This is a genomic window from Massilia sp. CF038 (assembly GCF_900129765.1).
Classification (GTDB): domain Bacteria; phylum Pseudomonadota; class Gammaproteobacteria; order Burkholderiales; family Burkholderiaceae_D; genus Telluria_A.
Genome location: NZ_FQWU01000001.1, coordinates 302,969 through 327,200, shown reverse-complemented (window position 1 = coordinate 327,200; position 24,232 = coordinate 302,969). Strand labels below are relative to the sequence as shown.

Sequence of the window (24,232 nt, the reverse complement as noted above, 5' to 3'; positions counted from 1 at the left end):
TCAAATTTTCATTTCCTGATCCCGTAAGAATGTCCTCCCCCTCCCCTGCGGCCGTCAAGGCCTGGCTCCTCGATCTTCAGTTGCGCATTGTGCAGGCGCTGGAAGAAGTCGACGGCAAGCCCTTCCTGCGCGATGCATGGCAGCGGCCCGAAGGCGGCGGTGGCGTTTCACGGCTGATCGAGGAAGGCAATGTCATTGAACGTGGCGGCGTGAACTTTTCGCACGTCATGGGGGCAAATCTGCCGCCATCGGCAGCAGCTGGCCGTCCGGAACTGGCAGGCCGCTCGTGGGAGGCGATGGGGGTCTCGCTGGTGATCCACCCGCGCAACCCTTACGCCCCAACAGTGCACATGAACGTGCGCTTTTTCACCACCACGGCCGAAGGCCAGGAACCGGTATGGTGGTTTGGCGGCGGCATGGACCTGACCCCGTACTACGGCAACGTCGACGATACGCGTCACTTCCACCAGAGCTGCCGCGATGCGCTCGCCCCGTTTGGCGACGACCTGCATCCGCGCTACAAAAAGTGGTGCGACGAGTATTTCTATTTGAAGCACCGCAAGGAGCCGCGCGGTGTGGGTGGCATCTTCTTTGACGACTTCAACGCGCCTGGCTTCGATGCCAGTTACGCGATGGTGCAAAGTGTGGGCGACAGTTTCCTGAGCGCCTATCTGCCCATCCTGAAGGCGCGCAAGGATACGCCTTACGGTGAGCGCGAACGCGACTTCCAGGCATACCGGCGCGGCCGCTATGTCGAGTTCAACCTGGTATTCGACCGCGGCACCCTGTTTGGCCTGCAGTCGGGCGGCCGTACCGAAGCGATCCTGATGTCGATGCCGCCCATCGTCAAATGGCGCTACGACTGGAAGCCCGAAGACGGCACGCCCGAAGCGGCCCTGTACACGGACTTTTTGGTGCACCGCGACTGGCTAGCCACGTGACGTTTTGCGTTGCAGTACTGGGCGGCAGTTTCGACCCGGTCCATGATGGTCATGTCGCGCTGGCAAAGCTGTTTTACACGGCGCTGCAACCCGATCAACTGCGTCTGCTCCCGGCTGGCAAGCCGTGGCAAAAACATGGTTTGCGCACCGCTGCCGATGATCGCGTCGCCATGCTGGAGCTGGCGTTTCGCGCCGCCAGCCTGCCGATCACGATTGACCGCCAGGAGATCGAGCGCAGCACCCCGACCTACACGGTTGAAACGCTGCGCAATCTGCGCGCCGAACTGGGACCGGCTGCGGCGATCGTGTTCCTGATGGGCGCCGACCAGCTGCTGCAGCTCGACACCTGGCGCGACTGGCGCGACTTGTTCGCGCTGGCCCACATTGGCGTGGCAGCGCGCCCCGGTTATGCCTTGGCCGAAGCGGCATTGCCGCCGGCCGTTGCTCAAGAATTTTTACTGCGCCAGGGGAGCCTGGATCAGCTTCGCAGTACCCCGTCTGGCCACACTTACCTGGCACAGACGCTGGATGTGGACATCTCAGCCACCCAGGTCCGTGCGGCGTTACAACGCGGAGAATTGGCAAACTCGCTTATCTCCCCGGTAGTGCTAGACTATATTCAACAACATAATTTATACAAAATCTAATGGATATCAAAAAACTTCAAACTCTCGTCGTCGATGCACTCGAAGACGTCAAGGCCCAGGACATCCAGGTGTTCGACACCGTGCACCTGACCAGCCTTTTCGACCGCATCGCTGTTGCGTCGGGTACCTCCAACCGTCAAACCAAAGCCCTGGCCGCCTCCGTGCGCGACAAGGTCAAGGAAGCCGGCGGCGACGTGGTCGGCATCGAGGGTGAAGATACCGGCGAATGGGTGCTGGTCGACCTGGGCGACATGATCGTGCACATCATGCAGCCGGCAATTCGCCAGTACTACCGTCTGGAAGAAATCTGGGGCGACAAGCCAGTCAAGCTGGGCGCCGCGAAACGCAAATCGACCCCGGAAGCGGCCGAAGCATCCGAGAAAAAACCGAAGTCCAAGCACCTTGCTTCGACCCAGGAAGCGCCGGAAGTCAAGCCGGTGCGCGAGCGCAAAGCCCCTGCAGCCAAGAAGGCCGCCGCCGAAGACAAGCCAAAACGCGCACCGGCCAAAAAAGCCGCCACGCCAGCAGGCAAGGTCGTCAAGGTCGCCCCAACCAAGTCGGAAGCGGCAGCAGTCAAGGCGCTCAAGGAATTGCCACCAAAGCGCGCCGCTGCCAAAAAGGCCGCCGTCAAAGCGCCAGCAGACGCCGTGCCGGTCAAAAAGGTCATCAAGCGCGTCAAGAAGACCGAAGAGTAAGCATCCATGCAGCTCATCATTGCTGCGGTCGGCCACAAGATGCCGGCCTGGATCGAGACTGGCTTTACCGAGTACACGAAGCGCATGCCGCCCGAGCTGCGCATCGTGCTCAAGGAAATCAAGCCGGTGGAGCGTTCCGGCAGCAAGACCGCCGCCACCGCGATGGCGCTCGAACGTGAGCGCATCGAGGCGGCGCTGCCGGCCAAAAACCTGCGCCTCATCGCCCTCGACGAACACGGGCGCGACCTGACCAGCGTGGGCCTTTCTCAGCAATTAATGAACTGGCAACAGGACGGGCGCGACACCGCCTTCCTGATCGGCGGGGCCGACGGCCTCGATCCGGGCCTCAAGGCCAAGGCCGAGGGCCTGATTCGTATTTCCTCTATGACGCTCCCACATGGCATCGTGCGTGTTATGCTTGCGGAGCAATTGTATAGGGCGTGGTCGATCACGCAGAATCACCCTTATCATCGCGTCTGACAATCCGGAAATTCGATGAAGAAACCGATCGACAAAAAGATTTACCTCGCATCCAAAAGCCCGCGCCGGCGTGAATTGCTGCGTCAGATCGGGATCGATTTCGAGCTGCTCATGCTGCGCAACGATACCCCGCGCGGCCCCGATGTGACCGAATCCATTCTGCCTGGCGAAGCGGCGGCCGACTACGTGGCCCGCGTGGCGCTGGAAAAAGCCGCCTTTGCCTGGTCCATGGTGCAAAACCGCCGCCTGACGGTGCGCCCGGTGCTGGCCGCCGACACCACCGTCACCATTGACGGCGAAATTCTCGGCAAACCAGGCAGCCCGGCCGAAGCAGTGGCCATGCTCGAACGCCTGTCCGGCCGCACCCACCAGGTATTGACGTCGATTGCAGTGCAGCATACCGGCATGTGCGAACAGATCACCCAGGTGTCGGACGTGCGCTTTGCAACCCTCTCGGCCGCCTCCATCAAAGCCTATTGCGCCACCCCCGAGCCGTACGACAAGGCCGGCGGCTACGGCATCCAGGGCCTGGCCGCGCTGTTCGTCGAGCATATCGACGGCAGCCATTCGGGCATCATGGGCTTGCCGCTGTTCGAAACAGCCAAGCTGCTGCGCCAAGCCGGCATTCCCCTGGCCTGATTGTTTCGCAGGTGCGCCCTGCCCGTGTATGATCATGTCTTGCACACAAGGCACGGTGTTACCGAACAATGAACGAAGATATCCTGATCAATATCACCCCGCAGGAAACGCGCGTTGCGCTGATTCTGCAGGGCGCCGTGCAGGAACTGCACATCGAGCGCACGCTCACGCGCGGCCTCGCTGGCAATGTCTACTCCGGCAAAGTGGTCCGTGTCCTGCCGGGCATGCAATCGGCCTTCATCGACATCGGCCTGGAACGCGCAGCCTTCCTGCACGTGGCCGACATCTGGGAAGCGCGCAACAGCGACAACCCGAACGTCGCCCCCACCCCGATTGAAAAAGTCCTGTTCGACGGCCAGGTGCTGACCGTGCAGGTCATCAAAGACCCGATCGGCACCAAGGGCGCGCGCCTGTCGACCCAGATCTCCATCGCCGGGCGCATGCTGGTGTACTTGCCGCAGGACTGCCACATCGGCATCTCGCAAAAAATCGAGAAAGAATCCGAGCGCGAACTGCTGCGCACCCGCCTGCAAAGCTTGCTGCCGGCCGAAGAAAAAGGCGGCTACATCGTGCGCACCATGGCCGAAGAAGCGTCCGACACGGACTTGGCGGCCGACGTTGACTATCTGCGCAAGACCTGGAGCGCCATCGTGCACGGTGCCCGCACCCGCCCGCCCACCAGCCTGCTTTACCAGGACTTGAGCCTGGCCCAGCGCGTGCTGCGCGACTTCGTGCATGACGAGACAGCGACCATTCAGGTCGACTCGCGCGAGAATTACCTGAAGCTGGTCGAATTTGCGCAGGCGTACACCCCGAGCGAGCTGGCGCGCCTGCAGCATTACACGGGCGAGCGGCCGCTGTTCGACCTGTATGGCGTAGAAGAAGAGATTCTGCGCGCGCTGGGCCGGCGCGTGGACCTGAAGTCGGGCGGCTATCTGATCGTCGACCAGACCGAAGCCATGACCACGATCGACGTCAATACCGGCGGCTTTGTGGGCGGGCGCAATTTTGCCGACACCATCTTCAAGACCAATCTGGAAGCGGCGCATGCCATCGCGCGCCAGCTGCGCCTGCGCAATCTGGGCGGCATCATCATCCTCGACTTCATCGACATGGAAAACAACGAGCACCGCAACGCGGTGCTGCAGGAGTTGAAGAAGACCTTGTCGCGCGACCGCACCAAGGTGTCGGTGTCAGGCTTCTCGGCCCTGGGGCTGGTGGAAATGACGCGCAAACGCACGCGCGAGTCGCTGGCGCACATTCTGTGCGAGCCCTGCCCCGCCTGCGCCGGCAAAGGCCAGGTCAAGACCAGCCGCACCATCTGCTACGAGATCTTGCGTGAGCTCATGCGCGAAGCAAAGCAGTTCAATCCGCGCGAATTCCGCATCCTCGCATCGCAGGAAGTGGTAGACCTGTTCCTGGAAGAAGAATCGCAGCACCTGGCGATGCTGGGCGACTTCATCGGCAAGAAGATCTCGCTGCAGGTCGAGACGGCCTATCACCAGGAACAGTACGACGTTATTCTCATGTGAGGTATTCGATGCGCCCATTGCACCAGTTGCTGTTGTTTGTCATGCTGAGCCTTGCGGCCAGTGCCCAGGCGCGCCGTGGCGATGATGCGCCTGGCCGCTTCGATTACTACGCCGTGGCCTTGAGCTGGTCGCCATCGTATTGCGCCACCAATCGCGATCCTGACCAGTGCGACAGCGGGCGCAAGCTGGGTTTCGTGCTGCATGGTTTGTGGCCGCAGTACGAAGCGGGCTATCCGCAGGAATGCTCGCGTGAGCCGCTGCCAGGCGCCGTGCGTGGCAAGTACGCAGCCATCTACCCGTCCGAAAAGCTGATTGGGCACGAATGGAAAAAGCACGGGACTTGTTCCGGGCTTGATCCTGCGGCGTATTTTGCGCTGTCAGCGCGGCTGAAAAACCAGGTGGTCATTCCGCGCCAGTTCCAGCAGCCGGCGCAGCCAGTACGGGTGGCCAACAGCGACTTCGTACAAGCGTTCAAGGCGGTCAATCCGGGCATGGCGCGCGATTCGGTGCTGCCGTTCTGCAGCGGCGGCGGACGCTTCCTGCGCGAGATACATGCCTGCTTCGACAAGAACGGACAGTCGCGCAGCTGCAGCAATGGCGAGATCAAACGTTCCTACAGCAGCTGCCGCCAGCAATCCTTCCTGCTCGAAAGCGTGCGCTAAACATCACGTCGCCCTCGCGAGGGCCGGCTCGGAAACGTGAAAAAAACCCCCACATCGCCCTCGCGAAGGCGGGGGCCCACCCCACGCTTCCGAATTCGGTGAAGCGGAATAGGCCCCCGCCTTCGCGAGGGCGATGTAGGGGTCAGGCTTGCCACACGCCGTAACCGGCCTCCCGCAATCCGATTCCCAGCTCCACTTCCATCTCCGCCGCGCCCTTGTAAGGCAACGGGTTATACATCGCATACAGCTCTGGCATACAGCAGCTGCCGCCCGCAATCGTTCCTGCTCAAAAGCGTGCGCTAACTCCACATCGCCCTCGCGAAGGCGGGGGCCTATTCCACGCTACCGGATTCTGCAACGTGGAATGGGCCCCCGCCTTCGCGAGGGCGATGTAGGGGTTAGGCTTGCCACACGCCGTAACCGGCTTCTCTTAAACCGATTCCCAACTCCACTTCCATCTCGGCCGCGCCCTTGTAAGGCATCGGGTTATACATCGCGTACAGCTCCGGCAGCAGGCGCAGGCCATATTCCTGCACAAATTTGTTGGCCTGGATGCCCGCCTTGTGCTTGTCAAAGCGCAGATCCGGATTGAGCCCGGTCATGCCCACATAAACGCAGGGCTTGCCCGTCACATAGTCGGGATTGGACTTGCGGAAGCGTGGCTCGTACAGCACATCCTTCGACAGTTCGATGACATACACATGGTGGTGCCAGCGCTTCGCCATGCTGCGCCATCAGCTGGTCAGCAGGCGCACGATGCGGACCCGCTGTTTTTCGTCCGGCATGCGGCCAACGCCGGCCTGCATGTTGTCGCGCAGGTGTTCGAGCTTGCTGGTGGCGGGAATGGCACAGGTAACCGCCGGATGCGACACGACGAACTTGAGCAGCAGTTGCGCCCAGCTGGTGCAGTCGATCTCGCCCGCCCATGCCGGCAGCGGCTTGCTGCGCACACGCCGGAATACATCACCGCCCACAAACGGCCGGTTGGCCAGCACCGCCACGCCGCGTTCGCGCGCCAGCGGCAGCAAGTGCTGCTCGGCCTGACGTTCGCCTGCCGAGTAGTTAATCTGAATGAAGTCGACCGCTTCGCTGGCAATCAGCCTGGCCATCGTCTCGTGTTCGCTGGCAGTGTAATGGGTCACGCCAATGTAGCGCACCAGGCCGCGGCGCTTCCATTCGCGCAGGGTCTCAAGATGCATTTCGACGTCCTGCATGTTATGCACCTGCATCAGGTCAATCGGGCGCGCGCGCAGCCTGGCCATCGACTCTTCCATCTGGCGCATGCCGGCCGCCTTGTCCGAGCTCCACACCTTGGTGGCGACGAACATCTTCTTGCGCACACCCAGCTGCGCCATCAGGTCGCCTGCCACTTGTTCTGCACTGCCGTACATGGGCGACGAATCGAGCACCCGGCCGCCCAGCGCGACGAATTCCTTGAGCACCAGTTCCAGCTCGGCGCGGTCGGACGGCTTATGGCCAACGTCGAAGGTTTGCCAGGTTCCCAGGCCGATCACGGGCAGCATTTCCCCCGACGATGGAACACGCCGTGTCAGCATGGATGGCAGGGCAAACGCCGGCACCCCGGTCAGGCCGGCGGCAACCGCATACAGCGCATCGCGGCGGTTCATGCCCGCGCGCCCTTGCCAGCCTGCGCGATGTCCGCCATTTCCAGTACGCGCGAGCGGCTGCCGCTACGCGTAATCGCCAGCATGGCTTGCCCGATCAGGCGTGTGCTCAGTACCTGGTTAGGCAGGGCCGCGCGCAGGAGCGGCAGCAGCGGCTTGGTCAGCGAGTAGAAGATGCGATAGGCGGTGGTGCGCGATTTGATGCCGTCCAGCGGCTCGATCATGCCCGGTCGGAAGACATAGGTGGCGCGAAACGGCAGCTTGAACAAGGCGTTTTCTGTCCGCCCGCGCACCCGCTCCCACATCAGGCGGCTTTGCTCCTTGCTGTCGGCCCCCGCGGCGGAGACGTAGATGAACACCATTTGCGGATTGACGCGCGCCAGCGTGCCCGCCGCAGCGAGCGTCATGTCATACGTGAGGTGGGTGTATTTTTGTTCGGTGAGGCCGGACGATGTGACGCCGATGCAGTAGAAGCACACGTCAAACTCCGCCAGCTCGCTGGCGATCGCGTCGTACTGCCACATGTCGGCATGCACGCGCTCGCGCAGTTTGGGATGCTGCTGGCCGGTGGGCGCGCGCCCGATGGTTTGCACCAGCTCCACGTCGGCAGCCTGCAAACACTCGCGCAACACGCCCTGCCCGACCATGCCGGTGGCGCCAAACAACAGGACTTTCAAAGGGTGACCTCGGGCTGAATGAATTCAGCCCTATTATCGCTCACCGTGCGCTGAAATCCCAGTCAGACGCCACAGGCAATCAGGCCGCAGCCTTGGCGCGGCGACGACGCAGCGCCATCAGGCCAAGACCCAGACCAGCCAGGGCGATGCCCGACGGTTCCGGCACATCGACGAAGCCTTCGATGACGTCGTTCTGGCAGGTTTCACCCCAGTGCAGGGCCAGGTCGCCAGCGTTGGCCAGCGCGGTACCGCGTACGTCGATGACGAAGGTCAGGTCCTTGTTGGCGTTGACGGTCCACTTGCCGGTCAGGCCGGTGTTGTGCACGGTGCTCGAGTTGGTTTTGACAGCCGTTTCCTGACCATCACGGAAGTAGCAGCTTTTCACCAGCGCGCAGGTCATGAAGCTTTCCGAGTTGAGGATGTTGGCGGCATTGGTGGCGCCGTTCAGCTCGTACAGGGTAAAGGTGCCGCCAGTGTTGCTCCAACGGTTGTCCAGGCTCAGGCCATAGTTCCATTTGGTACCGGTTTTGGCATTGTCGGTTGTGTGGTGCGCATCTTTTCCAACGACATTCCAGGCGTTGGCCAGGAACAAGTCGCCGTAACCGATGCCTTTGGGCATTGCCCAGGTATCTGCGCCAGCATGACCGGCAAAGTTGGTGTTGATTTTGACGGTCAACCAGCCGCTGTCCAGATGGGCATCAGCCGAAAGAATGTCATACATGCTGGCACCAATCACGTCGCCATAGCCATGGTGATCGCCGCCCCAGTACGCGCCAGCGCCAGTATCGGTGATGGTGCCGGCACTTGCTGCGCCGGTGAACATCAGGGACATTGCAACCAGCAGGGATTTCAAGTTATTCATGTATCAATATTCCTGTTTTTTTAAGAGTAGTTCACTTTATGCAATTTGCATGCCAAAGCCGGAAGATTGATAAAAATCAAACACTTACGTTTAATCAAGCAGAGATGATGTAAAGAAATTCGACACTGCCGCGCGTGTCACGTCACGGGCCCGTGGCGGCGGAAGGGAAAAACACCTGCTGCCCGTCCACACGGAACTGGCTGATCTGGCGCTGTCCCTCTGCCGACGTGATCCAGTCCGCCAGCAGGCGCGCGCCCTTCTCGTTGATGCCGGGGTGACGCGCAGGGTTGACCACGATGATGCCGTAGGGGTTGAACATGCGTTTGTCACCTTCAACCATGATCGCCAGGCCGGTTTTGGCCTTGTAGGCGATAAAGGTGGCGCGATCAGTCAGAGTGCAGGCTTGCAGCTCGGCGGCCATGGTCAGTACTTCGCCCATGCCCAGGCCGGCGGACAGATAACGTCCGCCTTCGGGTTTGGCGCCGGCGGTCTTCCAGTAGCTCTGCTCCATCACCTCGGTGCCCGAATTGTCGCCGCGTGAAATGAATTTGGTCTTGCCCGCAGCGAGCTGGCGAAAGGCGCCAATCACATCCTTGCTGCCCTTGATGCCCGCCGGGTCATTGGCCGGGCACACCACCAGAAAATCGTTGTACATCACATCGCGCCGGTCGACGCCGTGGCCGTCGGCGACAAACTTGTCTTCCGCCTGGCGCGCGTGCACCAGCGTGACGTCGACATCGCCGTTTTTGGCCAGCTCCAGCGCCTTGCCGGTGCCGACGGCAATGACTTGTACCTTGGTCCTGGTCTTCGCTTCAAACACGGGGAGCAGGTAAGCCAGCAAGCCCGAGTTTTCGGTGCTGGTCGTGGTGGACAGACGAATGGTCTGCTGTGCCAGCGCGTACGGCGATATCAATGCGGCGCAGGCCAGAAGGGTGAGCAGTTTTTTCATTTGAACTCCAGTTGGCCGTCGCGCAGCTTGAAGCGCCGCACGCCCGGCAGGTTGATCAGATCACGGTCATGGCAAGCCATGATCACGGTATTACCAGCGTCGATCAGTGCGGGAATCAGGGCAATGACCTGCTCCCTTGCAGCGCCGTCGAGGTTGGCGGTCGGTTCATCGAGCAACAGCAGATCGGGCCGCAGGACCTTGGCGCGCGCCAGTGCCACGCGCTGCTTTTCGCCGCCCGACAAAACGGCCGGATCGCTGGCCTGCAGATGGGCCACGCCGGCCCATTCCATGGCAGCCTGCGCCTCGGCAGCGGCAGCCGCTTTCGGCATGCCGCGCGCCAGCAGGCCAAAGGCGACGTTGTGGGCCACGCTGGTCGAGAACAGCACCGGGTGCTGGTGCACGTACACAATGCGCGTGCGCATACATGCCGGATAGGGCGCCAGCCGCAGCGCCTCGCCCTGCCAGCTGATGCTTGCGCAGCTGGCAGGCTCCAGTCCGGCCAGCACGCGCAGCAAGGTGCTTTTGCCGGCCCCATTGACGCCTGTCAGCACGTAGGCGCGGCCCTTCTCCACCGCCAGCGTGTCGATATCGAACAGCACGCGTTCACCCAGCGTCTTGCGCAGTCCACGCAGCAGCAGCATGGGCGCCGCGTTCACGCGCGTGCCCCCGCCGCATGGGCGTCGCCCTGCAGGAACATGAGCGCACCGTTCATCAGCAGCGCAATCGCAATCAGCACCATGCCCAGCGCAATCCCCTGGGCAAAATCGCCCTTGCTGGTTTCCAGCGCGATGGCAGTGGTGATGGTGCGTGTCTCGCCGGCGATATTCCCGCCCACCATGAGCGCACAACCGACCTCCGAGATGACGCGGCCAAACCCGCTGATGACAGCAGCCATCACGCCAAAGCGCACCTCGTGCAGCACCGTGCACATGGTGCGCCAGCGCGAGGCGCCATGCGCGATGGCTGTCTCGGCATAGCGCGGATCGGCCGCCTGCACGGCGGCCAGCGTGAACGCCACCAGCACCGGCATGGCAATGACAAACTGGCCCAGGATGACGCCTGGCTGCGAAAACAGCCAGTGCAAGCCGCCCCAGGGTCCGTGGCGCGAAAGCAGCAGATACAGCAACAGCCCGATCAGCACAGTGGGCAGCGAAAGCGTGGCCTGCACCAGCCAGATGGCCAGGCGACGGCCGCGAAAACGAAAGATGGCGATCGCATAACCGAGCAGTATCGCCAGCGGCGCTGCCAGGAACAAGGCCACCATGCTGGTCTTGAGCGAAATCCAGACGATGCCCCACAGCGCCGCATCGCCGGAAAACAGCAAGCCGAAGGCGCGCGCGCTAGCGTCCAGCATCAGGCCGTATTGGGGGAAACGTCAAGCAGCGCGGGCTCGAATACCAGCCGATCATGCCCGGTCAGCAGCAGGAAGTGCTTGCCCGTGCAGCGCGACAGCAGCGACATGCCGACCTTCTCGGCCACCATGTGGCCCATCTGGGTGGTGCCTGAACGCGACAGCAAAAACGGTATGCCCATTTGCGCGCCCTTGATCACCATCTCGGAAGTTAGCCGCCCGGTGGTGTAGAACACCTTGTCGGCGCCATCCATCTGATCAAGCCACATCAGGCCGGCGATGGCGTCCACTGCATTATGGCGGCCGACGTCTTCGATAAAGTAAAGCAGCTCGCCACTGCTGGAAAACAGCGCGCAGCCATGGACCGAGCCGGCCTGCTTGTAAATCGATTGCTGGGTGCGGATGGTGTCGACGATGCGGTACACGGTCGACTGGCGCAGGCGTGCGTCCGGCGGCAGCGCAATCTGGTCGACTTCGTCCATCAGGCCGCCAAATACGGAGCCTTGCCCGCAACCGGTCGTGACGACCTTCTTTGCCGTGCGCTGCTCGACGTCGGCAATGCCGCTGCGGGTGACGACGGCTACCGCGTCGACTGCCCAGTCGACCTGCACCGATACGATGTCGCCGATCGAGCGCACCAGGCGCTGGTTGCGCAGATATCCGAGCGTCAGCGCTTCCGGGGCACCGCCCAGCGTCATCAAGGTAACCAGCTCGCGCTTGTCCACATACACCGTCAATGGCCGCTCAGCCGGGATGGCGACTGTGGAGCGCCGTCCCCGCTCATCCACCACCTCGACGTCGTGGGTCAACGCGGCGCTGGCCGAGCTTAGAACAGGGCGCTGACGGCCCGGATGGCCGCTCATGTTCATGACGCGTCCAGCGCGGCGAGCACCTGGCCGCCGCCGTAACTGCCCTGCTCTGTCACAACGCCGCCCAGTGCCACCTTGATGGCGCAGTATTTGAATTCCGGGATCTTGCCGAACGGGTCGAGCGCAGCGTTGGTCAGCTTGTTGATTGCCGCCTCGTAGTAGCAGAACGGGACAAAGATCGCCCCCCGCGGCGAGCTGTCGTCAGCACGGGCGTACAGGGCAACCTGGCCACGGCGCGAGGCGATGGTGATCACGTCGCCCGGCTTGCCGCCCATGCTGGCCAGATCGAGCGGGTGCACCAGCGCCACCGGATCAGGCTCAATCGCGTCCAGCACCGCCGTGCGGCGCGTCATGCTGCCCGTGTGCCAGTGCTCAAGCTGTCGACCCGTGATCAGCACCATTGGGTAGTCGGCGTCCGGCCGCTCGTCGGCAGGAATGATGTCGGCCGGGACGAAGCGTGCGCGCCCGCTCTCGCGTGGAAAATGGTCGGTAAATACCACTGGCTCGCCGGGGTCGCCCTCCTTGGTGCACGGGTAGGTAACTGCATGTTCGCGTTCCAGCCGCTCCCAGGTGATGCCGCCGATGCTGGGCATGGTGTGGCGCATTTCGTCGAACACTTCCGACACGTGGGCGTACTGCCAGGTCAAGCCCATGCGCGCGGCTATCTGGCCGATGATCCACAGGTCCTGGCGGGCGTCGCCTGGCGGATCGATGGCCTGCCGGCCGATCTGCACCAGTCGGTCGGTATTGGTGAAGCTGCCGGTTTTTTCGGGGAAGGCGCTGGCCGGCAGAATCACGTCGGCCAGATAGGCCGTCTCGGTCAGGAAGATATCCTGCACCACCAGATGGTCGAGCGCTGCCAGCGATTCGCGCGCGTGGTTTGCGTCGGGGTCGGACATGGCCGGGTTTTCACCCATGATGTACATGCCGCGAATCTCGCCGCGTTTGATCGCATGCATGATCTCCACCACCGTCAGGCCGGGCTTGTCGTCCAGCTTGACGCCCCAGGCCTGTTCAAACTTGGCATGTGCCGCTGGATTGTCGACCCGCTGGTAATCGGGGAACATCATTGGAATCAAACCAGCGTCCGACGCGCCCTGCACATTGTTTTGACCACGCAGCGGATGCAGGCCAGTGCCGGGACGGCCGATCTGCCCGGTCATCAGGGCCAGCGCGATCAGGCAGCGTGCGTTGTCGGTACCATGAATATGCTGCGAAATGCCCATGCCCCACAAGATCATCGATCCCTTCGAGGTGGCATACAGCCGCGCCACATAGCGGATCGTTTCGGCATCGATGCCGCAGATCGGGGCCATCAGCTCCGGATCGTAACCGGCCACGTTCTTTTCCAGCTCCTCGTAACCGATGGTGCGGCTGGCGATGAAGTCCTTGTCGACCAGGCCTTCGCTGACGATCACGTGCATCATTGCGTTGAGCAGCGCGACGTCGGTGTCAGGCTTGAACTGCAGGTAGCGGTGCGCGCTGCGCGCCAGATCCGAGCGGCGCGGATCGCATACCACCAGCTTGGTGCCGTTGCGGATCGCATTCTTGATCCAGGTTGCCGCCACCGGGTGATTAACGGTCGGATTGGCGCCGATGACAATCACCACCTCAGCCTTGATGACATCCATGACCGGGTTCGATACCGCGCCCGACCCGATCCCCTCCAGCAGCGCCGCCACTGACGAGGCGTGGCACAAGCGGGTGCAGTGGTCGACATTATTGCTGCCAAAGCCGGTGCGAACCAGCTTCTGGAACAGATAGGCTTCTTCGTTGCTGCCTTTGGCCGAGCCAAAACCGGCCAGCGCGCGCTTGCCATGCGTGTCGCGAATGGTGGCCAGTTGGCCGCCCGCCAGCGCCAGCGCTTCTTCCCAGCTCGCTTCGCGGAACACGTCCATCACACGGTCCGGGTCCATCACGAAGTCGCCACGCTTGGGTGCATCGGGGCGCCGGATCAGGGGGACAGTCAGGCGGTGCGGGTGGTGCGCGTAATCGAATCCGTAGCGGCCCTTGACGCACAGGCGTTCGTGATTGGCCGGGCCGTCGCGCCCCTCCACGTACAGTATCTTGTTGTCCTTGACGTTGTAGGTCAGCTGGCAGCCCACGCCGCAGTAAGGGCACACCGAGTCGACTTTTTTATCGGGCACCGACAACGCCGCCTCGCGCGCAGGCATCAGCGCGCCGGTCGGGCAGGCTTGCACGCATTCGCCACAGCCCACGCAGGTGGAGTTGCCCATCGGGTCGTCCATATCAAACACGATCTGGGCGTGGTCGCCGCGGAAGGCCAGCCCGATCACGTCGTTCACCTGCTCGTCGCGGCAGGCGCGCACGCAGCGGGTGCACTGGATGCATGCGTCCAGATTGACCGTGATGGCGGCGTGCGAGGCGTCCTGGCGCGGCTGGCTGCGCGAGGCAAACCGCGGCTTGCCGACGGCAAGCTTGCGCGCCCAGAAATCCACCTCGTTATGGCGCGTGTACTCGGTTTCCGGCATGTCCGACAACAGCATTTCGAGCACCATCTTTTGGGCTGCAACGGCGCGCGCACTGTCTGTGCTGACTTTCATGCCCTGGGACGGATGGCGGCAGCAGGACGGCGCCAGCACACGCTCACCATCAATCTCCACCATGCAGGAGCGGCAGTTGCCCACTTCTTCCATGCCTTCGCGGTAGCACAGGTGGGGAATCTCGATCCCCTCGCGCTTGGCCACCTCGATCAGGGTTTCGTGCGCGAAGCCGCGCACAGCCTTGCCATTGATCTCGAAGCTGACCGCTTCGCCGCTCAGAGCCTGGCGGCCCAGTCGTGTTATCGCATTCATGCATTTACCTCGTGCGGGAAGTACTTGATCACGCAGTCGAACGGATTCGGCGCGGCCTGGCCCAGGCCGCAAATGGACGCATCACGCATCACTTGCGACAGGTCGGCCAGCAAAGCCGTATCCCACTGTGGCTGTTCAAGCAGCGTGACTGCCTTGGCCGTGCCAACGCGACATGGCGTGCACTGCCCGCACGACTCGTGCTTGAAGAACTTGAGCGTGTTGCGCGCCGCCGCTGCCGCCGTATCCTGGTCGGACAGCACCACCACGGCCGCCGAGCCGATAAAGCAGCCATACGGCTGCAAAGTGTCAAAGTCGAGCGGAATATCGCTCATGGAAGCAGGCAGAATGCCGCCCGATGCGCCACCGGGCAGATAGGCATAAAACTGGTGCCCCTCTTGCATGCCGCCGCAGTACTCCTCGATCAGCTCCGCAATGGTGATGCCCGCAGGCGCCAGTTTGACGCCGGGCGCGCGCACCCGACCCGACACAGAAAATGAACGCAAGCCCTTGCGCCCGTGCCGTCCGTGGCCGCTGAACCAGTCGGCGCCCTTTTCGACGATGTCGCGCACCCAGTGCAGCGTTTCAAAGTTGTGTTCCAGCGTGGGCCGCCCGAACAGGCCGACCTGGGCCACATAGGGTGGCCGCAGGCGCGGCATGCCGCGTTTGCCCTCGATCGATTCGATCATGGCCGATTCTTCACCGCAGATGTAGGCGCCGGCACCGCGCCGCAAAATAATTTCGGGCATGCCGGTCATGGGCGGATCGGCGCGCAGCTTGTCCAGTTCCGCCTCCAGCAGGGCGCGGCAGCCGTGGTATTCGTCGCGCAGATAGATGTAAATGGTCTCGATACCGACCACCCAGGCGGCAATCAGCGCACCTTCAATGAAGCGGTGCGGATCGGTTTCCAGATAGGTGCGGTCCTTGAAGGTGCCTGGCTCGCCTTCATCGATGTTGATGGCCATCAGGCGTGGCCCCGCTTCGGCCCGCACGATGCGCCATTTGCGGCCGGCCGGGAAGCCGGCCCCGCCCAGGCCACGCAAGCCCGAGCTTTCCATGATCGCGATCAGGCTGTCGCCATCGCGCTTGCCGGTCACGCAGTCGGCCAGCAGGCGGTAGCCGCCAGCAGCGCGGTAGGCTGCCAGGCCGGTGTACACTTGCGGCGCGTGCAGCACCGCCCCGGCTTGCACCGTGCCGGCGATTTTTTCGCAACTGGCATGCGGCACCGGGTTCTGCCCCACCACCGCTGCCGGCGCCTGTTCGCAGCGCCCGATACAGGGCGCGGCAATCACACGCACCTCGGTGCCCAGCAAGGCCGGCAAACGAGCCAGCAAATCCTGCGCACCGGCCATTTCGCACGACAGGCCATCGCAGACGCGCACGGTCAGGCCAACTGGTGCCACCTGGTCTTCCTTGACGATGTCGAAGTGATGGTAGAAGGTGGCCACCTCGTACACGGCCGCCTGCGGCAGCTTCATTTCCTGTGCCAGCGCCGCCAGGTGCGCAGCCGACAAACTGCCGTGCGCATCCTGGATTTTGTGCAGATGCTCGATCAGCAGATCGGCCTGGCGCGATGCGCCGCCAAGCAGGCGCTGTACTTCGATCAGCGCGTCCGGATCGACGCGGCGCCCCTTGGGTGCCTGGCGTTTGCGCTGGCGCGTACTGCCCTGAACTGCGATGGGAATGACTGGGTGATTCATGACTGGTCCTGACTGGATCGTTTGCCTTGCCAGGCGCTGCCCCGAAGGGCGCACCGGCAAGCGCCTTACTTGAAGAACACGGCGGCTTTTTGCAGCGTGAGCCAGATGCCGATGGCCAGCGGAATGCCCACGGCGGCCCAGGCAAACGCGGTGACCAGCGGATTGCTGCGCACGGCCACCGCGGCGCCGGCAGCACCAGTCCCATTGGCGCTCGCATCACGGTCATGTGCCAGCTTCTTTTCCACTGCCAGTTCGGCGTCAGTCATGAAGTACTTGTCCGCAACCGGACGCACCATCAGGTTGCACAGGAAGCCAAGCACGATCATGCCGGCCAGGATGTACATCGTCACATCATACGCTTGCGCCTTTGGCACACCCGTCGACAATTGATACTCGCGGATGTAATTGACCAGCACCGGACCGAACACGCCCGCCACCGACCACGCGGTCAGAAGACGACCATGAATCGCACCAACCATCTGGGTGCCGAACAGGTCGGCCAGGTAGGCTGGAATGGTTGCAAAGCCGCCGCCATACATGGACAGGATGATACAGAAAGCAGTCACAAACAGGAACAGATTACCGGCGTGTGCAAGCGAAGGAATCGATGCATAGAGGATAAAGCCGAGCACGAGAAAAACGAAATAGGTTGCTTTACGTCCGATGTAGTCGGAACACGATGCCCAAACGAAACGTCCACCGATATTAAACAGTGACAGCAAGCCCACCAGTCCAGCCCCAATGGCAGCCGTCTGGGCTTTTTGCGCGACGCTCAAATCGTTGAAGGCCAGGTCCAGCCCAATCAGACGCCCGGCAAAGATTTCTTGCAGCAAGGGCGACGCCATCCCCAGGATGCCGATGCCGGCCGTCACGTTCAGGCACAGCACGCCCCACAGCAGCCAGAACTGCGGAATGCCCCAGACACGTTTCACATGCACATGGCGGGTCGTGATCATGGTGTTGGCCGCGTTTGCTGGCGGCGGCGTCCAGCCGGCCGGTTTCCAGCCGGAGGCCGGCACCCGATACGACAAGGCGCCCGCCATCATGAACACAAAATAGATCGCGGCCATGGCAAGGAAGGTTTCCCAGACGCCGACCGAAGTGGGCGTGGCGAAATGCTTCATCAACTCGTTGGCCAAAGGGGCACCAATCACCGCGCCGCCACCGAAGCCCATGATGGCCATGCCGGTGGCCATGCCGCGCCGGTCAGGGAACCATTTGATCAGGGTCGATACCGGCGAAATGTAGCCCAGCCCCAGACCAATACCGCCAATCACGCCCGAGCCCAGCCACATCATCCACATCTGGTGCTGATGCACGCCAATGGCCGAGATCACCAGGCCGCCGCACCAGCACAGAGCCGACACCACGCCTGCCTTGCGCGGACCAGCCCGTTCCAGCCAGCCGCCAAACAGGGCCGCCGACGAACCAAGGAACACAAAGAACAAGGTGTACATCCAGCCCAGCGACGAGATTTTCCAGTCGCAGCCGGTGGCAAACAATTCACTGAGCAGACTCATGTCGGCCGCGCAGGCTTGCGGATCCTTGATCCCGATGGCGCGCGACAGCGGCAGCCAGAACACGGAGAAGCCGTACGCCATGCCAATGCACAGATGAATGGCCAGGGCCGCAGGCGGGACCAGCCAGCGGTTAAAGGAACCATCTGCAATGGTCCGCTCTTTGTTGAGGAAATCCAGAAAAGCCATGTCTCGCTCCACTTCTATTTTTGTAACGACAATATGCTTAGGAAAGCATATCTCCTGTAAACCAATTATTATTTTTTGAGCGTAACATGCATTGAACTGGACAAAAATAGGCTATTTTTAACCGATGATCCGCGTACATATTCGCCCCCATTGGGAAATCAGTTTCCATGCCGAGCCTGCGCTCGACACGGCAGCCCTGCTCGCCCTGCTGGTTGCCGTGCACGATACGGGCTCCATCGCACAAGCGGCCAAAGCAGTGAAACTGTCTTACCGCTATGCCTGGGGTTTGCTGCGCGACGCAGAAGCGATGTTCGGCAGCAGCCTGCTGGTGACCGATCGCGGCCGCGGCACCGCCTTGACGGCGCTGGCGCAAAAGCTGGTGTGGGCCGACCGCCGCATTGCGGCGCGCCTGTCGCCCACACTGGAAAGCCTGGCCTCCGAGCTGGAAGGGGAACTGGGCAAAATGGCGGCCGAACAAATGGCCTCGCTGCGCATGGATGCCAGCCACGGTTTTGCCGTAGCCGCCCTGATGGTCATGCTCAACAAGATGGAAATGCCGGTCGAACTACGCTACCGCAACAGCACCGATGCGGTTGCCGCCCTCTCGCGGCGCGAGTGCGATCTGGCCGGCTTTCACGTGCCAACCGGCCAGTTCGAGCAGGCCGCCGTGGCGTGGTACACGCGCTGGCTCAATCCAAATGAGCATTGCCTGATTCATCTGGCGGTGCGCCATCAGGGCTTGTTTGTCGCGCCTGGCAACCCGCTTGGCATCAAGGATTTGCGCGATCTGACCCAGAGCGGCGTGCGCTTTGTGAATCGGCAGGTAGGTTCGGGCACGCGCATGCTGCTGGAACTGATGCTGGCAGAGGCGGGCATTGCGCCGCACGACATCGCCGGTTACAACAGTGCCGAATTTACCCATTCGGCCGTGGCAGCCTACATCGCCAGCGGCATGGCCGATGTCGGCATCGGGGTGCGCACGGCAGCGCAGCGCTTCCGCCTCGACTTCATCCCGCTGCTGCAGGAACGCTATTTTTTCGCCATTCGGCGCGATGCCCTGGAAGCGCCGCTGCTGCGCCAGTTGATCACGGTCCTGCAAACGCCGGCTTATCACGAGCGGGTGAACGAGCTGACCGGCTACGACGCAGCCGACACCGGCACAATCTTGTCGCTGACAGACGCCTTCGGGCGTCCCTGAGGTCTTACTGCGGACCGAGCATCGGGCGCAGTGCTTGCCAGACCATGCTTGCTTCCATCTGCTCCATGCAGTTGTGATGCCCGAGCGGGCACTCGCGCTGGCGGCACGGCGAACACGCCAGCCGCAATGACATGGCGCGCGCCATGTCCGAGAACGGCGGCGCGTGATCGGGGTCGGTCGGGCCGTACAAGGCCACCACCGGCCGGTTCAACGCTGACGCTACATGCAGCAGACCCGAATCGTTGGCCACCACGCTCGATGCAGCCGCGATCAGGGCCACCGCTTCATCAAGCCGGGTCACCCCGGCCAGGTTGAACATGCCGTCGGCGCCGGTGATGGCGACAATGTCGTCGCAGGCGGGTTTGTCCTTGGGGGAACCAAGCAAGCCAATTTGCGCGTTGGGGTCGCGCGCGCGGATGGCTTGCGCCAGGGCCGCGAAATGGCGTGCCGGCCAGCGCTTGGCAGCGCCAAATTCGGCGCCTGGCGCAAACAGGACCAGCGAACGCGTGCTGTCGATCCCGTGCTGTGCGCACACAGCCGCACTGCGCGCAGGGTCCACCTGCATGACCGGGCGCGGCACATCGCGCGCGGCCGGACCGGGCGCCCCTGCCAGCGACGCGTAGAACGGCACCATTGGCCGCGGTGGCACATCGTCATGGTGCATCCGATTGATCAGGCCATGCCGCATCTCGCCCTTGTAGCCCACCCGCTTGGGAATGCCGGCCAGCCAGGGAATCAATGCGTACTTGAGGGTATTGGGCAGCACATACGCTTCGGCATAGCCGCGCGCGCGCAGAACCTGGGCGTACTTCCAGCGCTCGCGCAGCTGCAGGGCGCCATGCCGGAAGGGCGTTTCGAGCACCTCGGCCACTTCGCGCATGGCGCGCCAGACTGGCGCCACGGAGGGCGGCGCCAGCACATCGATCACGCACTCGGGATGCGCACGGCGCAGCAATTGCAGCAAGGGCTGCGCCATCACGGCGTCGCCAATCCAGTTGGGCGAAATGACCAGGATACGCGGGCCGCTCATTCGTCCGCCTTCTTGAACGACAGCTGGTGCAGCTTGGCGTACATGCCGTCCAGCGCCAGCAGTTCGGCATGGCGGCCCGATTCAACGATGCGGCCCTGGTCCAGCACCACGATGCGGTCAGCCGCCTCCACGGTCGACAAGCGGTGCGCAATCACCAGCGTGGTACGCCCGGCCATCAGGGTATCGAGTGCGGCCTGCACGGCCCGTTCGGATTCATTGTCGAGCGCCGATGTGGCTTCGTCCAGAATCAGGATCGGCGCATCTTTGTAAATGGCACGCGCGATGGCCACCCGTTGCCGCTGCCCGCCCGACAGGCGCGCGCCGTTCTCGCCGATGGGCGTGTCGATGCCTTCGCTCAGACCGGCCACCACGTCGTCCAGGTGCGCAGCCTTGATGGCAGCGCGCAGGCGCACCGGGTCGGGCTTTTCTTCACCGTAGGCGATGTTGGCGCCGAGCGTGTCGTCAAACAGCACTACGTTCTGGCTGACCATCGCCAGCTGGGCGCGCAGGCTGGCCAGGGTCAGTTCCTCGTACGGCACGCCATCGAGGGTGATGCTGCCGCTTTCAGGCGCATAAAAGCGCGTGACCAGGTTAACGAAGGTCGACTTGCCGCCACCGGACATGCCCACCAGGGCCACTGTCTGCCCGGGTTGGATTTCGAGCGAAACGTCGTCCAGCGCCAGCGGATTATTGATCGAATAGCGGAAGCGCACGTGCTCGAAGCGCAGGTGCCCGCGCGCCCGTTGGATGACTTGTGTGCCGGGGTCGGCCTCGAGCGGCGCATCGATCATGCCAAACATGATTTCCGCCGATGCCATGCCGCGCTGCAGCGGTCCGTTCACCCCGACCAGGGACTTGAGCGGCGCGAGCAGCATCAGCATCATCATGATGAAACTGACGAAAGCGCCCTGGCTCATGTCGGTGCTCATCGCAATCACGATCACCACCGCTACGGCCATGGCGGTGGCGGTCTGGGTAATCGGCACCGTGGCCGCGCTGGCCACCGTCATGCGCTGGGAAAAACCCAGCATGGCGCTGCTGCGCTGTTCGAAGCGCGCCTTTTCGTAACGCTCGCCGGCAAACACCCGGATCACCTGGTGGCCGCGCGCCGCTTCCTCCACCACCTGGGTCATTTCGCCAGTCACGCGCTGGTTGTCGCGCGACAGGCGGCGCAGCCGTTTGGCCGTGGTGCGCACGATCAGCGCCGTGACCGGCATGACCACCAGTGCAATCAGCGTCAGGCGCCAGTTCGTGTACAGCAGCATGCCAAGCAGGCCGACAATCACCAGCGAATCGCGCACGAAGGCGATGAACACGGAGTTGATCATGTCGACCACGTTGCGCACTTCGGCAATCACGGTGTTGATGATTTTGCCGGGCGACTCGTCATGAAAGCGCGCCACCGGCAAGCGCAGCAGGCGGTCGAACACCATGCGCCGCAAATCATTGAGCACGCGGCTCATGATCCAGTTGTTCAGATACGCGGTTGAAAAGGTAAAAATACCGCGCGAGACGAAAATCGTCAGCAGTATCAGCGGCACCAGCCACAAGCTGAATGCCACCTTGTGCGGACCGAAGCCCTTGTCGATCAGGAGCTGCAGGGCGCGGCCCAGCGCAGGCTCGGTCACGGCGGTACCGGCCATGGTCAGAAACGACAGGATCGCCCGGTTGCGGTAGGGTTTCACCACGGCCAGCAGGCGGGCGACGATCACACTATTGTCCATCTTGTTCTTTCGCGTTCAGGCACAGGCCCATGAGCACAAATACGGTGAGGGCATAGAACAGGCTGGCCTTGACCGACCAGAATATCACTTCAGTCAGGCCGAAACCGATGAAGCCCAGTACCACCAGCGCGCCGGCCAGCGCCAGCGCCACGCGTGCGTGCGCGGCCCCGGTGTGTGCTGCAGCGCGCAGCTGGCGCACAAAGAAAGCCAGCGGCGTCAGCAAAGTGGCCAGCCAGGCCAGCCAGCCAATCACGCCACCGGTCACCAGCACCTGCATGCTGTCGTTATGATAGTGCACGGTTGGCACCACCACCGGGTCGACCAGGCCTTTGTCGGCCAGCGCGCGCTGCTCGCGCTTGGCACGCACCATGTCCACTCCCAGCAGGGGATGCGCGCCGATCTGCAGCGACGCTGACTTCCACAAGGCCAGGCGGATGCCGACGTTGGTGTAGGCCGAGCCGCCCGCAAAGTAGGTTTCCACATCGTCGACGCCTTGGTTCAAACGCTCCGCGACCCCGGTCTGCGGCACGAAATAACTGGCACCGGCAACCGCCAGCCCGGCCAGCAGCAGCGCACGCACGCGCTTGCCGCCCAGCGCGTGGGCATAGCGAATCAGCAGCAGCAGCGCCAGCAGCAAGGAAATGACCCCGCCGCGGGTACCGGTAATGAGCGCCCCACCCACCCCGGCCACAATGCCCACCAGGGCCCAGCGCCAGTAGCGCGTGCCGCGCAGGTCGATTTCGGCGGCCAGCGCCAGCAATCCCAGGCTCAGCAGCAAGTCCCCGGTCGTGATGGCGTTCAAAAAACCGCCCGGACGCTCCATGCCCAGCGCCAGACGCTGATACGCCACCAGCAACGCCCCGCCAACGGCGCCCCCGGTCACGCCCCACCACAACAGGCGCCGGTCGGGGCGGTAGGCCAGCACCAGCGCCATGGCGCTGACGGCAAGCAGCATGCGCAGCGGTTTTTCCAGGCTGCCGAGAATGGCTTCTTTGCGCAGCAGGAAACAGGCAACAACGAAGAGAAAATGGCAGGCAAACGCCAGCACCACCCAGCGCAGCGCAGGCCAATGGCGGGCGACGGCGGCGCGGCAATCGGAAAAGTTGGCTAATGCAAACAGGAAAAACAGGAAACTGCAGACACTGGTGCCCCAAAGCGCACTGACGCTGAGGAAAGGAAGCAGAAACATCAGGGTTGCGGTGACGGCCTGCTTCGACCCCAGCGATTTTATCAAGTTAGTGTTCATTCATCTTCTAGTGGGATATTCTTGCTACCATATGCGTCCGGACGCTATTTTCACACCCATGCAGCAATCACCCTTCATTTCCGTTGTCATTACGACCTACAACCGGCCCGATGCCCTGACGGCCGTGGTGCAGGCGTGTTTTGCCCAGAGCGATACCAATTTTGAAATCATTATCGCTGATGACGGCTCCACTGCCAACACGCAGGCCTGCATCGATGCCCTCAAGGCGCGTTCGCCGGTGCCTTTGCAGCATGTCTGGCAGCCCGATAACGGCTTTCGCGCGGCCATGGCGCGCAACCGCGGTACCCTGGCCGCGCGCGGCGACTATATCGTGTTTTTGGACGGCGATTGCGTGCCCCAGCGTGACTTCATTGCGCAGCACCGCAAACTGGCGCGGCCGGGCTTTCTGGTGTCGGGCAGCCGGGTGCTGCTCAGCGAAGCGCTCACCGGGCGCATTTTAAGCGAACAAATCGACCTGCCGGCCGCCAGCGCCTGGCAAAAACTGCTCTGGCGCCTGCGCGGCGACTTCAACAAGGTGCTGCAGGTGCTGCTGCGCTGGCCCGACCTGGGCCGCGAAAGCCGGCGCTTTACCTGGCGCCGCATCAAGAGCTGCAATCTGGGCGTGTGGCGCGCCGACCTTGATGCGGTCGACGGTTTCGATGAAAGCTTCCTGGGCTGGGGCCACGAAGATTCCGACCTGGTCGTGCGCCTGTACAACGCCGGCATCATGCGCAAGGATGGCGCCTTCGCCACCGAAGTATTCCACCTGTGGCACCGCGAAGCCAAGCGCGATCAGGCATCGTCGAACCGCAGCGTGGTGCTCGAACGCGCCGCCGCCAAAACCGTCCTGGCCACGCAGGGCCTGCGTTCTCACCGCGCCGCCTGA

At 62.8% G+C, this 24,232-nt stretch carries 23 protein-coding genes; 9 read left to right on the top strand and 14 right to left on the bottom strand.

The window, feature by feature from the left end; genetic code table 11:
- Window positions 1-29 precede the first annotated feature (29 nt).
- The 7 genes from hemF (at window position 30) to BUC24_RS01425 (ending at window position 5,596) form a co-directional block, all read left to right on the top strand.
- Window positions 30-941 (top strand): oxygen-dependent coproporphyrinogen oxidase, encoded by a 912-nt coding sequence (gene hemF / locus BUC24_RS01455; protein WP_073212306.1) that lies wholly within the window; start codon window positions 30-32, stop codon window positions 939-941.
- Window positions 938-1,588, top strand: coding sequence for a nicotinate-nucleotide adenylyltransferase (locus BUC24_RS01450; RefSeq protein ID WP_073212305.1), 651 nt, complete (start codon window positions 938-940; stop codon window positions 1,586-1,588). The genes hemF and BUC24_RS01450 overlap by 4 nt, the downstream gene beginning before the upstream one ends.
- On the top strand, window positions 1,588-2,283 hold the full coding sequence (rsfS, locus tag BUC24_RS01445) for a ribosome silencing factor (RefSeq protein ID WP_073212304.1): 696 nt from the start codon (window positions 1,588-1,590) through the stop codon (window positions 2,281-2,283). Before BUC24_RS01450 ends, rsfS begins: the two co-directional genes overlap by 1 nt.
- A 6-nt stretch (window positions 2,284-2,289) precedes the next feature.
- Window positions 2,290-2,763 (top strand): 23S rRNA (pseudouridine(1915)-N(3))-methyltransferase RlmH, encoded by a 474-nt coding sequence (gene rlmH, locus BUC24_RS01440; protein ID WP_073212303.1) that lies wholly within the window; start codon window positions 2,290-2,292, stop codon window positions 2,761-2,763.
- A 15-nt stretch (window positions 2,764-2,778) separates the two neighbouring features.
- A complete protein-coding gene (locus BUC24_RS01435) occupies window positions 2,779-3,402 on the top strand; it encodes a Maf family protein (protein WP_073212302.1) in 624 nt (207 codons plus the stop codon).
- A 68-nt stretch (window positions 3,403-3,470) separates the two neighbouring features.
- Window positions 3,471-4,934 carry a ribonuclease G gene (gene rng / locus BUC24_RS01430; RefSeq protein WP_073212301.1) on the top strand — a complete coding sequence of 488 codons (1,464 nt, stop codon included), beginning with the start codon at window positions 3,471-3,473 and terminating at the stop codon, window positions 4,932-4,934.
- A gap of 8 nt (window positions 4,935-4,942) precedes the next feature.
- Window positions 4,943-5,596: a ribonuclease T2 family protein gene (locus BUC24_RS01425; RefSeq protein ID WP_073212300.1), complete on the top strand. Its 654-nt coding sequence runs from the start codon at window positions 4,943-4,945 to the stop codon at window positions 5,594-5,596.
- 398 nt (window positions 5,597-5,994) lie between these two features.
- On the opposite strand, the gene BUC24_RS01420 is transcribed toward BUC24_RS01425, so the two are convergent.
- The 11 genes from BUC24_RS01420 to BUC24_RS01370 all read right to left on the bottom strand — a co-directional run bounded on the left by BUC24_RS01420 (window position 5,995) and on the right by BUC24_RS01370 (window position 18,148).
- On the bottom strand, window positions 5,995-6,321 hold the full coding sequence (locus BUC24_RS01420) for a hypothetical protein (protein ID WP_073212299.1): 327 nt from the start codon (window positions 6,319-6,321) through the stop codon (window positions 5,995-5,997).
- A 9-nt stretch (window positions 6,322-6,330) separates the two neighbouring features.
- Window positions 6,331-7,224, bottom strand: coding sequence for an aldo/keto reductase (locus BUC24_RS01415; protein ID WP_229447958.1), 894 nt, complete (start codon window positions 7,222-7,224; stop codon window positions 6,331-6,333).
- Window positions 7,221-7,898, bottom strand: coding sequence for an NAD-dependent epimerase/dehydratase family protein (locus BUC24_RS01410; RefSeq protein ID WP_073212298.1), 678 nt, complete (start codon window positions 7,896-7,898; stop codon window positions 7,221-7,223). The genes BUC24_RS01415 and BUC24_RS01410 overlap by 4 nt, the downstream gene beginning before the upstream one ends.
- A gap of 79 nt (window positions 7,899-7,977) precedes the next feature.
- A complete protein-coding gene (locus tag BUC24_RS01405; RefSeq protein WP_073212297.1) occupies window positions 7,978-8,760 on the bottom strand; it encodes a PEP-CTERM sorting domain-containing protein in 783 nt (260 codons plus the stop codon).
- 142 nt (window positions 8,761-8,902) lie between these two features.
- Window positions 8,903-9,709, bottom strand: coding sequence for an ABC transporter substrate-binding protein (locus BUC24_RS01400; RefSeq protein ID WP_073212296.1), 807 nt, complete (start codon window positions 9,707-9,709; stop codon window positions 8,903-8,905).
- A complete protein-coding gene (locus BUC24_RS01395; protein WP_073212295.1) occupies window positions 9,706-10,350 on the bottom strand; it encodes an energy-coupling factor ABC transporter ATP-binding protein in 645 nt (214 codons plus the stop codon). Before BUC24_RS01395 ends, BUC24_RS01400 begins: the two co-directional genes overlap by 4 nt.
- Before the next feature lie 11 nt (window positions 10,351-10,361).
- Window positions 10,362-11,063 (bottom strand): ABC transporter permease, encoded by a 702-nt coding sequence (locus BUC24_RS01390; RefSeq protein WP_143167356.1) that lies wholly within the window; start codon window positions 11,061-11,063, stop codon window positions 10,362-10,364.
- Window positions 11,063-11,929, bottom strand: a complete 867-nt coding sequence (locus BUC24_RS01385) for a formate dehydrogenase accessory sulfurtransferase FdhD (RefSeq protein ID WP_073212294.1) — start codon at window positions 11,927-11,929, stop codon at window positions 11,063-11,065. The genes BUC24_RS01390 and BUC24_RS01385 overlap by 1 nt, the downstream gene beginning before the upstream one ends.
- Window positions 11,926-14,745, bottom strand: coding sequence for a formate dehydrogenase subunit alpha (gene fdhF, locus BUC24_RS01380; protein WP_073212293.1), 2,820 nt, complete (start codon window positions 14,743-14,745; stop codon window positions 11,926-11,928). The genes BUC24_RS01385 and fdhF overlap by 4 nt, the downstream gene beginning before the upstream one ends.
- Complete coding sequence (locus BUC24_RS01375) at window positions 14,742-16,442, bottom strand: NADH-ubiquinone oxidoreductase-F iron-sulfur binding region domain-containing protein (protein ID WP_073212292.1); 1,701 nt, start codon at window positions 16,440-16,442, stop codon at window positions 14,742-14,744. The genes fdhF and BUC24_RS01375 overlap by 4 nt, the downstream gene beginning before the upstream one ends.
- Window positions 16,443-16,507: 65 nt before the next feature.
- Window positions 16,508-18,148 (bottom strand): OFA family MFS transporter, encoded by a 1,641-nt coding sequence (locus BUC24_RS01370; RefSeq protein WP_073212291.1) that lies wholly within the window; start codon window positions 18,146-18,148, stop codon window positions 16,508-16,510.
- A gap of 124 nt (window positions 18,149-18,272) precedes the next feature.
- On the opposite strand from BUC24_RS01370, the gene BUC24_RS01365 reads away from it, so the two are divergent.
- Window positions 18,273-19,346 carry a substrate-binding domain-containing protein gene (locus BUC24_RS01365; protein ID WP_073212290.1) on the top strand — a complete coding sequence of 358 codons (1,074 nt, stop codon included), beginning with the start codon at window positions 18,273-18,275 and terminating at the stop codon, window positions 19,344-19,346.
- A 4-nt stretch (window positions 19,347-19,350) separates the two neighbouring features.
- Here BUC24_RS01365 and waaF read toward each other — a convergent pair whose 3' ends face one another.
- Genes waaF through BUC24_RS01350 form a run of 3 tightly spaced genes read right to left on the bottom strand, consistent with a single transcriptional unit; the run spans window position 19,351 to window position 23,346 of the window.
- Window positions 19,351-20,376 carry a lipopolysaccharide heptosyltransferase II gene (waaF, locus tag BUC24_RS01360; RefSeq protein WP_073212289.1) on the bottom strand — a complete coding sequence of 342 codons (1,026 nt, stop codon included), beginning with the start codon at window positions 20,374-20,376 and terminating at the stop codon, window positions 19,351-19,353.
- Window positions 20,373-22,100 (bottom strand): lipid A export permease/ATP-binding protein MsbA, encoded by a 1,728-nt coding sequence (gene msbA, locus BUC24_RS01355; protein ID WP_073212288.1) that lies wholly within the window; start codon window positions 22,098-22,100, stop codon window positions 20,373-20,375. Before msbA ends, waaF begins: the two co-directional genes overlap by 4 nt.
- The gene (locus BUC24_RS01350; RefSeq protein ID WP_073212287.1) at window positions 22,090-23,346 is read right to left on the bottom strand and encodes an O-antigen ligase family protein; all 1,257 of its coding nucleotides are present in this window, start codon (window positions 23,344-23,346) and stop codon (window positions 22,090-22,092) included. The genes msbA and BUC24_RS01350 overlap by 11 nt, the downstream gene beginning before the upstream one ends.
- 58 nt (window positions 23,347-23,404) lie before the next feature.
- Here BUC24_RS01350 and BUC24_RS01345 point away from each other — a divergent pair, with 58 nt between their 5' ends.
- The gene (locus BUC24_RS01345; RefSeq protein ID WP_073212286.1) at window positions 23,405-24,232 is read left to right on the top strand and encodes a glycosyltransferase family 2 protein; all 828 of its coding nucleotides are present in this window, start codon (window positions 23,405-23,407) and stop codon (window positions 24,230-24,232) included.